Annotated in this window: 15 protein-coding genes and 1 pseudogene; 9 read left to right on the forward strand and 7 right to left on the reverse strand. The window is 65.0% G+C overall.

All coding sequences use genetic code 11. The features are described from left to right. Nucleotides 1–38: 38 nt before the first annotated feature. A pseudogene (locus IVB18_RS06700) lies at nt 39–2,005 on the reverse strand (methyl-accepting chemotaxis protein). 266 nt (nt 2,006–2,271) lie between these two features. Next, a complete protein-coding gene (locus tag IVB18_RS06705) occupies nt 2,272–3,237 on the reverse strand; it encodes a glyoxylate/hydroxypyruvate reductase A (RefSeq protein WP_247988427.1) in 966 nt (321 codons plus the stop codon). A gap of 140 nt (nt 3,238–3,377) precedes the next feature. Here IVB18_RS06705 and IVB18_RS06710 point away from each other — a divergent pair, with 140 nt between their 5' ends. From IVB18_RS06710 to IVB18_RS06725, 4 genes are all read left to right on the forward strand, one after another. Beyond that, nucleotides 3,378–3,746 (forward strand): YciI family protein, encoded by a 369-nt coding sequence (locus tag IVB18_RS06710; protein ID WP_247988428.1) that lies wholly within the window; start codon nt 3,378–3,380, stop codon nt 3,744–3,746. Continuing rightward, entirely contained in the window at nt 3,743–5,044 is a 1,302-nt protein-coding gene (locus IVB18_RS06715; RefSeq protein WP_247988429.1) for an RNA polymerase sigma factor, read from the forward strand. Before IVB18_RS06710 ends, IVB18_RS06715 begins: the two co-directional genes overlap by 4 nt. A gap of 167 nt (nt 5,045–5,211) precedes the next feature. Further along, complete coding sequence (locus IVB18_RS06720; RefSeq protein ID WP_247988430.1) at nt 5,212–5,748, forward strand: SRPBCC family protein; 537 nt, start codon at nt 5,212–5,214, stop codon at nt 5,746–5,748. A 38-nt stretch (nt 5,749–5,786) separates the two neighbouring features. Then, nucleotides 5,787–6,200, forward strand: a complete 414-nt coding sequence (locus IVB18_RS06725) for a VOC family protein (RefSeq protein ID WP_247988431.1) — start codon at nt 5,787–5,789, stop codon at nt 6,198–6,200. A gap of 114 nt (nt 6,201–6,314) precedes the next feature. On the opposite strand, the gene IVB18_RS06730 is transcribed toward IVB18_RS06725, so the two are convergent. The 5 genes from IVB18_RS06730 to IVB18_RS06750 all read right to left on the reverse strand — a co-directional run bounded on the left by IVB18_RS06730 (nt 6,315) and on the right by IVB18_RS06750 (nt 9,216). Beyond that, a complete protein-coding gene (locus IVB18_RS06730; protein WP_247988432.1) occupies nt 6,315–6,683 on the reverse strand; it encodes a hypothetical protein in 369 nt (122 codons plus the stop codon). Between the two features lie 365 nt (nt 6,684–7,048). Further along, nucleotides 7,049–7,228, reverse strand: coding sequence for a hypothetical protein (locus IVB18_RS06735; RefSeq protein ID WP_247988433.1), 180 nt, complete (start codon nt 7,226–7,228; stop codon nt 7,049–7,051). Nucleotides 7,229–7,341: 113 nt separating this feature from the next. Next, nucleotides 7,342–7,683: a hypothetical protein gene (locus IVB18_RS06740; protein ID WP_247988434.1), complete on the reverse strand. Its 342-nt coding sequence runs from the start codon at nt 7,681–7,683 to the stop codon at nt 7,342–7,344. 277 nt (nt 7,684–7,960) lie between these two features. Beyond that, nucleotides 7,961–8,398, reverse strand: a complete 438-nt coding sequence (locus IVB18_RS06745) for a hypothetical protein (RefSeq protein WP_247988435.1) — start codon at nt 8,396–8,398, stop codon at nt 7,961–7,963. A gap of 29 nt (nt 8,399–8,427) precedes the next feature. Further along, entirely contained in the window at nt 8,428–9,216 is a 789-nt protein-coding gene (locus tag IVB18_RS06750) for an SDR family oxidoreductase (RefSeq protein ID WP_247988436.1), read from the reverse strand. A gap of 236 nt (nt 9,217–9,452) precedes the next feature. On the opposite strand from IVB18_RS06750, the gene IVB18_RS06755 reads away from it, so the two are divergent. From IVB18_RS06755 to IVB18_RS06775, 5 genes are all read left to right on the forward strand, one after another. Further along, complete coding sequence (locus IVB18_RS06755; protein WP_247988437.1) at nt 9,453–9,818, forward strand: nuclear transport factor 2 family protein; 366 nt, start codon at nt 9,453–9,455, stop codon at nt 9,816–9,818. Nucleotides 9,819–10,040: 222 nt separating this feature from the next. Further along, on the forward strand, nt 10,041–10,448 hold the full coding sequence (locus IVB18_RS06760) for a YciI family protein (protein WP_247988438.1): 408 nt from the start codon (nt 10,041–10,043) through the stop codon (nt 10,446–10,448). Between the two features lie 59 nt (nt 10,449–10,507). Beyond that, on the forward strand, nt 10,508–10,873 hold the full coding sequence (locus IVB18_RS06765) for a hypothetical protein (protein ID WP_247988439.1): 366 nt from the start codon (nt 10,508–10,510) through the stop codon (nt 10,871–10,873). Between the two features lie 128 nt (nt 10,874–11,001). Next, the gene (locus IVB18_RS06770; RefSeq protein ID WP_247988440.1) at nt 11,002–11,742 is read left to right on the forward strand and encodes a TetR/AcrR family transcriptional regulator; all 741 of its coding nucleotides are present in this window, start codon (nt 11,002–11,004) and stop codon (nt 11,740–11,742) included. 120 nt (nt 11,743–11,862) lie between these two features. Next, a complete protein-coding gene (locus IVB18_RS06775; RefSeq protein ID WP_247988441.1) occupies nt 11,863–12,348 on the forward strand; it encodes a DUF2852 domain-containing protein in 486 nt (161 codons plus the stop codon). Nucleotides 12,349–12,374: the final 26 nt, after the last annotated feature.

Raw genomic sequence — 12,374 nt, forward strand, 5'->3', positions numbered from 1 at the left:
GCCAGGACGACACCAAGTATCAGCGCTCGCCTTCGCTACTACGCCGCGCGGATATGCGCGAGAAAGCGGTCCACCTCATCGCGCAGCCGTTGCGACTGCTTGGACAGCTCGACCGCCGAGCCCAGCACTTCCTCCGCCGCCGTTCCAGTCGCGGCGATGCCGTCGGTGACGCCGGCGATGTTTTGCGACACCTCGCCGGTGCGGGCTGCCGCCTGCTGGACGTTCTGCGCGATCTCCTGGGTCGCCGTGCCCTGCTGGCCGACGGCGGCAGCGATCGCGGCAGAGATTTCGTCGACCTGCTGGATCGTCGCGCAGATCGACTGGATGCCTTCCACGGCGCCACTGGTCTCGCCCTGTACGGCAGTGACCTGCGCGCCGATCTCCTCCGTGGCCTTGGCGGTCTGGGTCGCCAGCGCCTTGACCTCGGAGGCGACCACCGCAAAGCCGCGGCCGGCTTCGCCCGCACGCGCCGCCTCAATCGTCGCATTCAGCGCCAGCAGGTTGGTCTGGCCCGCGATGCCGTTGATGAAGGAGACGACGTCGCCGATCTTCTGCGCCGCCTCGGCCAGGCTCTGCACGCGCGCGTTGGATTGGCGCCCGTCGCTCGCGGCCCGGCCTACCACCTCGGTCGCATGCGCGAGCCGCCGGCTGATCTCGGTCATCGATGACGACAGCTCTTCGGCCGCGGCCGCGACCGTCTGCACGTTCTCCGAGGCCAGCGCCGAGGCCGATGACACCGCACGCGTCTGGTGGCGCGATTGCTCGACGATGGCCGACATCGAGCGTGCCGTCTGCTCCATCTCGACCACGGCCGAAGACACCGTGGTGACGACGTCGCGGATGCTGGCCTCGAAATTGTCGGCAAGTGCGGCGAAGGCGCGCCGCTTCTCCTGCTCGGACTGCGCCTTGGCGTCGGCCTGCTCGGCCTGGAGCTTGTTGAAGCTGACGGCGTTGTCGCGGAACACCGCAACCGCCTTCACCATCTCGCCCACTTCGTCCTTCGCGCGGCCGCCGGGAATGGCGACATCCAGCCGGCCGTCCGCGAGCTCGCGCATCACGGAGGTGAGGGAGAGGATCGGGCGCGAAATGCTCCGCGCGATGAGATAGCCGACGATCGCGGCCAGCACGAGGCCGAGCGCGGCAATGCCGACCGCCAGCAGCCAGGCGCGGTCGGCGGAAGCCTCGTAATCGGCATTGTCCATCACCAGCTCGACCGCGCCGAGCGGTTTGCCGGAAAAGTCCTTGATCGGTCCGAGCAGCGCGGCGACCGGCATGTTATCGAGCCTGGCCTGGCGTACCGTGAAGTCGCCCTGCGCAGCGCGGCCGTAATCGGTCGCATCGAAGAAGCTCTTGCCCTTCAACGTCCCGCCGAACAGCTTGAAGCTGCCGCCGCCGGCGAGATGGAAGGCAATATCGACATGACGGTTGCTCTTGAAGTCGTCGAGGAACGGCTGACCGAAGGTCAGGCCGAACTCGACGCTACCGAGATGCTTGCCGGCTTGCGCGATCGGCACCACGCCGCGGATGCCGAGCCCGGCCACGCCGCCCTCAAGGCCGACCACGACCTTGCGCTCCTGGTTGGCGACGACGACGGTCTTGCGGAAGCCCGACAGGTCGTCGCCGAATTTCGCGGGCTGGTGCACGCGCAGATACGACGTCGCCGGCGGCACGTGGAACTGGAACTGGTCGACGCCGTAATCGGATTTGATGGCGGTAAACACCGGGCCGAACAGGCGCACCAGCGCGTCGCGGTCCTGTTTGGCCATGGCCTCCTGCGTCGCCGGCATCGCGGCCACGACCGCGCCCATCGCGGCGGCGCGGTGCGATTCTCGGCGATCCGCGACTGGAGCGCGTCGTAATGGCTGCGCAGTTCTCGCTGGTCGGCGCGGTCGATGATCCCTGAGATGATCCACATTGCCCCGAGCACGGCAAACAGCGCCGTCGCCGCCGCCGTGATCGCCAGCGCGACCGTGATCCGCATCCTGAGGCCGAGCGTCGCCCGCATGTCCGACTCGTTCTTTGAGCGTTGGTTAAGAACGACTATCAATTTCTCGCTAAGAGACCGTGAACGGGCGGGGAGGGGAGGTTGTGGTGCGTAGCTATTGACCAAACCAATGGTGTCGTCCCGGCGAAGGCCGGGACCCAACCACAGGGAGAAGTTTGGCGGAGATTGGTCGTTCGGGATTAGAACCGCCCGCGATCGATAGACCTCGTGGTATGGGTCCCGGCCTTCGCCGGGACGACACCGAATGTGCGGCGCCTGTGGGGCCCCTAATACCCCCGTGCCCGATCCACCACGTTCTCCAGCGTGCCGCCGGCCTCGAACCGCGCGATCTGCTCGGCGACATAGGCCGAGATCGCGTCCGCGTCGGTGTCGGCCGCGTTGTGCGGCGTCAGCACCACCTTCGGATGGGTCCAGAACCGGCTGTTCGCCGGCTGCGGCTCCTGCACGAAGACGTCGAGCGAGGCGGCACCCAGCGTACCGTCGTCGAGACAGGCCAGAATATCGTCCTCGTTCTGCAAGCCGCCGCGGCCGGCATTGATCAGGACGGGCGCGCCAAGCGGGCTCGTGCGATTGAGCTTTGAAAAGACGTCGCGGTTGAGGATGCCGTGCGTGTCCGGCGTCAGCGGGAGGAGGCTGACGAGGATGTCGGTCGCGCGCAGGAACGCATCGATCTGCGCACTGCCATGGAAGCATTCGACGCCCTCGATGGTGCGCGCGCCGCGGCTCCAGCCGGCGACACGGAAGCCGAGCCGCCGCAGCACGTCGGCCGCATCAGCGCCGAGCGTGCCAAATCCCATCATGCCGACGGTGACGGCGCTCGCCGGCCACTGGTACTTCGGCTCCCAGCGCTTCTCGTGCTGCGACTGCCGCAAGTAAAGCTCCTGGCGGTGGTGCATCAGCACGTGCAGCACGACATATTCGGTCATCCGGTTGGTCAGATCCGGTACGGCGACGCGGACCAGGGGCACATCGGGCAGGCTGTGGTCTGCCATCAGCGCATCGACGCCCGCGCCAAGATTGAAGATTGCTCGCAGATTGGGAAAGGAGCGGAGGTCGCCCGGCACCGGCTTCCACACCGCTGCATAGTGCACCTCGGCTGGATCGAGCCCGGCATCGGGCAGCAGCACCACGCGGCGGCCGCCACAGACCGCATCGAACCGGGCCTTCCAGCGCTCCGGCAGCCAGTTCTGCTGCGTGCTGTTGATCAGGACGGCCAGTGTGCCTTTGGTCATTCAGGTGCCTCGTCGGGTTCCGCTTCTAAAGGCCCTCCTTGGCATGAACGGGCGGACTTTTCCTGCAAATTTTTTCCGCAGCTCTGTCGGAGCGGGGCATATTGGTTCGTCTTCAGATCAAGACGAGGAAAGTGTCGCCCATGCTTTACGCCATCCTTTGCTACCACGATGAAGACTTCGTCGGCTCCTGGAGCAAGGACCAGGACGAGGCCGTGATGAAGAAGCTCGCCGTGGTGCAGGACAAGCTCACCAAAGAGGGCCGACTCGGGCCGGTGGCGCGGCTGTTGCCGACCACTGCGGCGGCGACGCTGCGCAAGGAGGATCCGCCGCTGGTGCTTGACGGCCCCTATGCGGAAACCAAGGAGCAGCTGCTCGGCTTCTACATCGTCGACTGCAAGAATCTCGATGATGCGCTCGACGTCGCGCGCGATCTCGGATCGGCCAATCCCGGCGGCGCCTATGAGGTGCGTCCGGTCGGCGTGTTCAGGCCGGGAGGGAATCTGACGTGAGCGAAGCCGATACCGCCTGGATCGAGACCGCGCTGACCTCGGCGCGACCCCAGGCGGTCGGCGCGCTGCTCCGCTACTTCCGCGATCTTGATACCGCCGAGGAGGCGTTCCAGAACGCCTGCCTTCGCGCGCTGAAGACCTGGCCGCAGAACGGGCCGCCACGCGACCCCGCGGCCTGGCTGATCATGGTCGGCCGCAACGTCGCGATCGACGAGGTGCGGCGCACCCGCAAGCAGGCGCCGCTGCCGGAGGACGACCAGGCGATCTCCGATCTCGACGACGCCGAGGGCGCGCTCGCCGAGCGGCTCGATGGCTCGCACTATCGCGACGACATCCTGCGGCTGATGTTCATCTGCTGCCATCCGCAGCTGCCGGCGACGCAGCAGATCGCGCTCGCCCTGCGCATCGTCTCCGGTCTCACGGTGAAGCAGATCGCGCGCGCCTTCCTGGTCTCGGACGCCGCGATGGAGCAGCGCATCACGCGCGCCAAGGCGAAGGTCGCGGAGGCCGGTGTGCCGTTTGAGGCGCCCGGCGCAGTCGAGCGCTCCGAGCGGCTCGCCGGCGTCGCGGCGATGATCTACCTGATCTTCAACGAGGGCTATTCGGCGAGCGGCGATACTGCCGAGATCAGAAAGCCGCTGTGCGAGGAGGCGATCCGGCTGGCGCGGTTGCTGCTGCGGCTGTTCCAGAGCGAGCCGGAGATCATGGGGCTGGCGGCACTGCTGCTGCTGCAGCATGCGCGCAGCGTCGCGCGCTTTGCCGACGATGGCTCGCTGATCCTGCTGGATGACCAGGACCGTTCGCTGTGGAACGGCACCATGATCGCGGAGGGGCTGGCGCTGATCGACAAGGCGATGCGTCATCACCGCAGCGGGCCCTACCAGATCCAGGCTGCGATCGCCGCGCTGCATGCGCGCGCGGCGACGCCGGCAGAAACGGACTGGGCCCAGATCGACCTGCTCTACGGCGCGCTGGAGCTGGTGCAGCCCTCGCCGGTGGTGACGCTCAACCGCGCGGTCGCCGTCTCCAAGGTGCGCGGGCCACAGGCGGCGCTGGACTTGATCGAGCCGCTGGCGCCAAAACTCGCCAGCTATTTCCATTTCTACGGCGTGCGCGGCGCGTTTCTGATGCAGCTCGGCCGCAACGATGAAGCCCGCATCGCCTTCGATCGCGCCATCGCCCTCGCCAACACCTCGGCCGAGGCCGCGCATATCCGCATGCACATCGATCGCCTGATCAGAGACAGCCAACCGAAGGGGGCCAACGGAGGCGCCCGGCGGGGCGCGGAGGCGAAGTGACGGCCCAACGGCAGTCATTCCGGGGCGCGTCGAAGACGCGAACCCGGAATCTCGAGATTCCGGGTTCGGCTCTTAGCCGCCCCGGAATGACGTGAAAAAATTTCTGTTCCACCCTGTCGGTCCCAGCCTTTCCCCTTCGTCCTAGGCCCGTATCCAGGGAGTCATTCATGCTGAAAGCCATTGCCATCATCGCCATCGTGCTCGCGGCCGGCGTTGCCGCCGTGCTCGTCTTCGCGCACACCAAGCCCGACACCTTCCGTGTCGAGCGCTCGCTCGCCGTCAAGGCACCGGCCGATGCCATCTATCCCGTGGTCGCCGATTTCCATCGCTGGACCGGCTGGTCGCCCTATGAGGGCCGCGATCCCGCCATGAAGCGCACGTTCGGGGGCGCAGCGCAGGGCAAAGGCGCCGCCTATGCATGGGACGGCAACAACAATGTCGGCGCCGGCCACATGGAGATCCTCGAGGCAAACACGCCGTCGGAGCTCCGCATCAAGCTCGATTTCGAGCGGCCGTTCGAGGGCCACAACACCGCCGAGTTCACCTTTGTGCCGCAAGGCGATGCCACACTGGTCACGTGGGCGATGTACGGTCCGGCTCCGTTCCTGTCCAAGGTCATGCAGGTCTTCATCAACATGGACAGCATGATCGGCAAGGACTTTGAGGCCGGCCTCGCCAGCCTGAAGAAGCTCACCGAGAAGTAACGCGGTTCATACCCAAGGAAAGAAAAAGGAGAGAAACGATGCTCAATCCCTATCTGTTCTATCAGGACACCTGCGAAGTGGCGTTCAACTATTACGCCAAGGTTCTCGGCGGCAAGATCGAGATGATGCTGCGCGCCTCCGACGCGCCGCCGGACGCGCCCGCCGCGCCCGGACGTGAGAAGACGATCATGCACGCGCGGATGTCGCTGCCCGGCGGCAGCGTGCTGATGGCCTCCGACGCGCCGCCCGAGCATGTTGAGAAGCCGCAAGGATTCTCGATCTCGCTTACAGTTGCGGACCCCGCGGAGGGCGAGCGCAAGTTCAACGCGCTCGCCGACGGCGGTACCGTCACCATGCCCTTCAGCAAGACCTTCTGGTCCAAGGGCTTTGGCATGTGCGTCGACAAGTTCGGCATTCCCTGGATGGTGAACTGCCCGGCGGAAGGGATGTGACACGGGCGCTGTCGTCTCGATAGCTCCAAGTTGCGACGCTCTCTCTCCGTTGTTGCGGGCGAGGGCGTCGCGCATAAGGTCGTCACGTCATACGCCGATCGGCCGCGCGCTCTCTCAACGAACCGATCCCGTCACGTCCTCGCTCGGCGGCGGCGACGGACGGCAGCGACGGCAGATCATGAGCTTCGTGCCGAGCTGCCTGTCATTCTCCGCTTCGATCTCGTCATGGACCCACCATGCATCGGAGTACGGGCGCAACGTGCCGAGCACTCTTTCCCGTTCCTGATTGGGATCACTCGCTGTGGGTGCTTGATTCCTCGCTGTGGGTGCTTGATTCGTCACGCGACGCTTCGTGACGGAGGGGCGGTTCGGATCCTGGCCGAGGCCGTCCCATGCGATCGGACGGCGCTCCTGCGCCGGCGCGGCCGCGCATCCCATGAGCGCTGCGCAAAAAGTGAGCAAGACGAAGCTGCGTCGCATCATGCCGGACCTGTTGTGCGGTAACGCGACACGCAAGATCCGCGTGGGAACCATTGCATCGCGTCGGTTAAATGGAATTAAAAGGAAACACCGAGGCCGGCATATGGATTTTGCTTTCGCCTCACTCTGCGAGAGCAGCGAGAGCCCGCGTGAAATGGAGTGGACCGCATCGCACAACAACTGGCGCAAGATTAGGCTGTAAACTCCGCGTCCGAATCGCTATTTTCTTTCACAATAAGTACAAACTGGGGTGGGCGTGACTTGGAAGGGGAGCGACCGATGGCGGCGGCGCTACAGATCAACTTTGCACTTTGGGGAATGCTCATCTGCGCGAGCCTGGAGTTGGCGCAGTTGATCCAGAGATTCCTTTAGGACCACAACCAGTGCGCGACGGCCATGGCTCCCTCGGAAAGGGCGTAGAGCCAGACCAGCGTTGCAACCGCGCTCGTCAGCAGAAACGCGACGGCGACCGTTTGGCCGCCGCCTGGCCGAGCCGGAGGTGACTGCGGCTGTATCTCCGCATGTCCGTCGGTACTGATGATGGTCATGAGAAGCCTCCGCAGCATCGCTGTCGTGTGGCGTCAGACATGCCAAGCCAACTTGGCGTTAGTGTGACGTCGTTCGCAGATGCAGCGTAATCCTGGTGACGCCGCACATCGCGTCAGCTCGCAAGCAACGCGATCAGCGTGAAGCTGACGCTTGCCAAGACAACCATGGGAACGATGTAGTTGCGTGGCCGCAGAGTCTGCGGCGGCGTTCGCCGTCGCGGCGGCTCGCTCGTTTGCCACGCAGGCGGTGATGGCGCGACCGGAGCCTGAGCGCCCGAGCCATTATGATACCTCACGTAGAGCTCGAGCAGCCGCAGCTCCGACGACAGGTCCATCAGGCCCTCGCGGTCGCGCCGCGACAGCACTTCGAATTCGAGGGTTTCTTTGGAGCTCAGTTGACCAAGGACGATGCGTCCCTGGTCCGACAGGCGGTAGCGAAAATCGAGGGGCTGCATGGCAAGCGACCCGTTTGAAAATGACCAATCTTGAAAAAGCGGAACCATCGTCGTCTGCGACCACCGCTGAGATCTGACGCTCCGCGGCCGTCGAGGCCTTCAGTCTGACGGTACTCATCATAGACGGTCGGGAAATCGGGAAACCGCGTAAATTGGGCAGGCGTTGCGAAGCGGTTGAGCGGATTCGGCGTCCGGAGAGCCGAATTTCACGGAACTGCCTATTCGTCGGACACCGGGCGTATTGATCCCGGTCACGCTGTCGCGGGCCGTCGAATCGTCATCGGCAGCGTGGATAGATCGCGGCGAGATCGCGTCCCTTCAACACAAGCAACCGCGACGTGAGGCCGCCGTGGTGGCTGATCCAGTCGCGCACCGGGCCTGGATAGGCCTGCAGCACTGTTTCGGATGCTTCCGGTTCGGCGAAAAAACGCCCGCGCCGGTCGACCGAGCGCGCCGCATGGAAGCCGAGCGTGGCACGTTTCGTGACACAGATGCGTTCGCCCGGCACGATGCTCAGCACCAGTGTGCAGGCGGACAGGCAGGGTCCGTCGATCACCACGCGCTCACCGCTCTCGCGCACCTTCTCGAACAAATCGAGGAACGGCCCGACCTGTCCGCCCGGACTCTGGATGATGCGGACTTCGGCGGCAGCGGGTGCGGAGGCGAACATTACGGCGGCGAGCACCCAGGCTTTGACGATCGTCGTGCGATGCATGGAACGCTCCACGAATTCGATCCCCGGCCCTACCCGTTGCGGCGCTGCCCGCGCAGCGTCGGCAGGCCGATACCCGCTGCATCGAAGCCGCCATCGACGGCCAAAATTTGGCCGGTGATGTAGCTCGCGCGTCCTGAGCACAGGAAGAAGATCGCTTCCGCGAGTTCCTCTTCCAGGCCGTAGCGGTTGAGCGGAATGGCGTCGTGATAATCGGCGCGGATTTCCGGCGAGTGCACCTGCTTCGCCATTGCGGTGTCGACCGGCCCCGGCGCCACCGCATTGACGCGGATGTTGAGAGACGCGAGCTCGACCGCGAGCTGTTTGGTCAGATGCGCGAGCCCGGCCTTGCTGGTGCCGTAGGCCGAGCGTAGCGTCGAGGCGCGCACCGCCGAGATCGAGGTGATGTTGACGATGGCGCCGCCGGTGCCGTCGCGCATCAACGGCACCGCCGCCTTGGTGCAGAGGAAGGGACCGGTGAGGTTGACTTCGAGCACGCGGCGCCAGTCGGCGTCCGCCGTCTCCATCAGCGGCGCGAACACCGCGATGCCGGCATTGTTGACGAGCGCATCGAGCCGGCCGAACTGGCGTTCGATCGTCGTCATCGCGGCACCGACCGCGGCGCTGTCTGAGACATCGCAGGTCAGCGCCAGCGTTGCTTCGCCCTGGCCGATCTCGGCAACCGCGCGACTGAGCAATTCGCCTTCGATGTCGAGCAGCGCCACGCGCCAACCCTCGGTCAGGAATTTCTTCGCGGTGGCAAGCCCGATGCCGCGCGCGGCTCCGGTGACGAGGGCGACTTTTCGCGGGGATTGCGGCATTTGCTGATCTGTCCTGGGGTCCGGGAGGTCGGTCGCGCGCGAGCGCCGGCTCCTTTTACTTCGCTTTGGTCCCGGCAAGAAAGGCTTTCAAATCGTTGCCGGAGGGAACAAGCGAAGTGACGTGGCGGTGGACGGCGGACTGGAACTACCGGCACGGAACCGGCGTGCGATGTCGGCAGGCGTGCGCGCGGTTCGTCTTCCATGGGAGCTTCAGATGATTTGAAGAAGGAGCGACCATGCCCGACCATCACGAGCACCTGATCCGAAATCTCTTCGCCGCCTATCTCGCCAACGACAGGCAAGGGGTCGCCGATGCGCTGACCGACGACTTCCGCTTCACCAGCCCCTTCGATGACGACCTCGACAAGGCGACCTATTTCGAACGCTGCTGGCGTGACACCGGCTGGATCGCGCGCCACGACATCGAGCGCATCTTCGTCGCCGGCGACGAGGCCTTCGTTACCTATCGCTGCCTGGCGACAGATGGCAGGAGCTTTCGCAACACCGAGTTCTTCACCTTCGCCGGCGGCAAGGTCCGCCGCATCGAGGTCTATTTCGGCGCCGCCTTCCAGGACGGCCGGTTCGTGCCGCAGCCGCGCTAGCGGCCTGCCAGGTCCTCCGAAATGACACCTTGAAATAATTTCCGACCCGGTGTCGGTTCCGTAAAAGGGCGTTCGTCTTGCAGGGGAGCGTGGCCAGCTCGGCCGCGCGCAGGCGGCGAGGAAGTAATTCACTGCGCTGTCATTCCGGGCCTGCGCCTGACGGCGCATCCCGGAATGACGGAGTGGAGAGACTTGAGCGTTCAAAACAGTCAGGGACCCCACATGCGATTCATGATGCTGATGATCCCGCTCGGTTACGAGACCGCGCCGCCGGACGTCCAACTCGATCCTGAGCGCGTCGCCGCAATGATGCGTTACAACGAGGCGCTGAAGGATGCCGGCATCTTGATCACGCTCGACGGCCTGCACCCGCCGTCGATGGGCGCGCGCGTCTCGTTTGCAACCGGCGAGCCGATCGTGACCGATGGCCCCTTCGCTGAGGCCAAGGAAGTTTTGGGCGGTTACTGGATGATTGAGGTCGATTCTCGCGAGGAAGCGATCGCCTGGGCGAAAAAGTGCCCGGCGTCGGCCAACGAAGTCATCGAGATTCGCCAGGTGCAGGAGATGACGGATTTTTCGCCGGAGGTGCAGGAGGCGGCTGCCGGCTTTGGCGATCTGAAGAAGAGATAGGGCTTCGCCCGCGGCCAGCGCATTGAACTTTTCTCATCTATCAACCTGAGGAGATACCTATGAGCACTGAACACACGTTCCTCGCCGTCTATCTCGGCAGCATGACCGGCGCGAAAATGACGGCTTGGCACGCGCTCCCTGAAGCCGAGCGGAAGGCGAAGGAGCAGGAGGGCATGGCGGCCTGGCACGGCTGGGTCGAAAAGCACAAGGCCGTCATCGTCGAGATGGGCGGACCGCTCGGCAAGACCCGGAGGATCGACGCCAACGGCGTCACGGAGGTCAGCAACGCCCTGACCGGCTTCACCGTGGTGCGCGCCGTCTCGCAGGAAGCCGCCGCAGACCTGTTCAAGGACCATCCGCACTTTGCGATCTTCCCCGGTGAGGCCATCGAGGTCATGCCGGTGCTGCCCATCCCGGGTCGTTAAGGCCTCATTGTCACGGACCGCGCGTCGGGCGGTCCCGTCGTGCCCCGGAATGACCGTGCAAGTACGGGGTCACCAAAACCCGTCGCCGCTAGTGACCTGCGCGCCCGGCTCATGTAAAAGCCGTTCACATGAGCTGGCGCAAGGAGACGCGCCGCGCCGAGCGCGGCTATCACCACGGCAATCTGAAGGAAGCCTTGTTGCAGGCTGCGCTCGGGCTGATCGCCGAGAAGGGCGCGGCTGGCTTCACCTTCGCCGATGCCGCGCGCATGGCCGGCGTCAGCGCGGCGGCGCCGTACCGGCATTTTCGCGACCGTGACGAGCTGCTGTCCTCGATCGCGCAGCGGGGTTTCGAGCAGTTCGAACAGCGCCTGACCGCGGCCTGGGATGACGGCCGTCCCGACACCGTCACGGCGTTCGAACGTGTCGGCAAGGCCTATCTCGCCTTTGCCCGCGAGGAGCCCGCTTTCTACAACGCGATGTTCGAATCGGGCGTGCCGGTCGATGCCAATCCCGCGCTCCAGGCCGCCAGCGAACGCGCCTTCAACATCATCCGCGCCGCGGCCGAACGGCTTGCGGCGCTCGCACCGCCCGGCACGCCGCGGCCGCCGGCGATGATGATGGCGCTGCACATCTGGTCGATGGCGCATGGTGTGGCCTCGCTGTTCTCCCGCGGCGATGCCGCGCGGCGAAAGCTGCCGATGTCGCCGGATGAACTGCTTGAAGCCGAGGTGCTGATCTATCTGCGCGGACTCGGCTTCCCGACCGATCGCCGTCCGCCTGCGAAAAGCGCCGAGCCGCCACCGATCCCAACGGAGGCCCCCTCCGGTTCTGGCGTGCCTCCCGGCGGTCCTTGGGGCAAGCCGAAATAAAATTGCGCAAATAATTCCACGGCCCTGTCCGGCGGCCGGCTTGACAAAATCGCCGGATGGGCTAGCTATGTAAATGTTATTTACATTCACAACGGCGCTGATGCCGTCATGGAGAGGGAAATGGCCTACACCGCTGATGTCAATCGATGGCGCGGCCCTTCGGAACAACACTACGAGCGCCCCCACATGCTCGATACGCCCTGGCATCCTGGCTGGATCGCCGTGACCATCCTCGGCTTCATCATCTGGTGGCCGATCGGACTTGCCCTTCTCTTTTTCACACTCGGGAGCAGAAAAATGGGTTGCTGGAGCCACCAGGATCGCTGGCAGAACAAGATGGAGCGGATGCAGTACAAGATGGATCGCATGCGCGGCCGCATGGAGCGCCGCGGCTTCGGCTTCGGCTTTGGTCCGCCCACCAGTGGCAACCGCGCCTTCGACGAATACCGCAGCGAGACACTGCAGCGGCTCGAGGAGGAGCAGATCGAGTTCAGGAACTTCCTCGACCGTCTGCGCCACGCCAAGGACAAGGAAGAGTTCGACCAGTTCATGGCCCAGCACAAGACCCGTCCGACCCCGCCGCCGACCGACCAGCCGCAAGGCTGATCTAACAAGGCCGATCTAAAAAGGCT

Source organism: Bradyrhizobium sp. 186, assembly GCF_023101685.1.
Taxonomy (GTDB): domain Bacteria; phylum Pseudomonadota; class Alphaproteobacteria; order Rhizobiales; family Xanthobacteraceae; genus Bradyrhizobium.

Excerpts from the sequence above, each read along its gene's own strand:
- IVB18_RS06705 (WP_247988427.1), bottom strand. The coding sequence starts at position 3,237 with ATGACCAAAGGCACACTGGCCGTCCTGATCAACAGCACGCAGCAGAAC.
- IVB18_RS06710 (WP_247988428.1), top strand. The coding sequence starts at position 3,378 with ATGCTTTACGCCATCCTTTGCTACCACGATGAAGACTTCGTCGGCTCC.
- IVB18_RS06720 (WP_247988430.1), top strand. The coding sequence starts at position 5,212 with ATGCTGAAAGCCATTGCCATCATCGCCATCGTGCTCGCGGCCGGCGTT.
- IVB18_RS06725 (WP_247988431.1), top strand. The coding sequence starts at position 5,787 with ATGCTCAATCCCTATCTGTTCTATCAGGACACCTGCGAAGTGGCGTTC.
- IVB18_RS06730 (WP_247988432.1), bottom strand. The coding sequence starts at position 6,683 with ATGATGCGACGCAGCTTCGTCTTGCTCACTTTTTGCGCAGCGCTCATG.
- IVB18_RS06735 (WP_247988433.1), bottom strand. The coding sequence starts at position 7,228 with ATGACCATCATCAGTACCGACGGACATGCGGAGATACAGCCGCAGTCA.
- IVB18_RS06740 (WP_247988434.1), bottom strand. The coding sequence starts at position 7,683 with ATGCAGCCCCTCGATTTTCGCTACCGCCTGTCGGACCAGGGACGCATC.
- IVB18_RS06745 (WP_247988435.1), bottom strand. The coding sequence starts at position 8,398 with ATGCATCGCACGACGATCGTCAAAGCCTGGGTGCTCGCCGCCGTAATG.
- IVB18_RS06750 (WP_247988436.1), bottom strand. The coding sequence starts at position 9,216 with ATGCCGCAATCCCCGCGAAAAGTCGCCCTCGTCACCGGAGCCGCGCGC.
- IVB18_RS06755 (WP_247988437.1), top strand. The coding sequence starts at position 9,453 with ATGCCCGACCATCACGAGCACCTGATCCGAAATCTCTTCGCCGCCTAT.
- IVB18_RS06760 (WP_247988438.1), top strand. The coding sequence starts at position 10,041 with ATGCGATTCATGATGCTGATGATCCCGCTCGGTTACGAGACCGCGCCG.
- IVB18_RS06765 (WP_247988439.1), top strand. The coding sequence starts at position 10,508 with ATGAGCACTGAACACACGTTCCTCGCCGTCTATCTCGGCAGCATGACC.
- IVB18_RS06770 (WP_247988440.1), top strand. The coding sequence starts at position 11,002 with ATGAGCTGGCGCAAGGAGACGCGCCGCGCCGAGCGCGGCTATCACCAC.
- IVB18_RS06775 (WP_247988441.1), top strand. The coding sequence starts at position 11,863 with ATGGCCTACACCGCTGATGTCAATCGATGGCGCGGCCCTTCGGAACAA.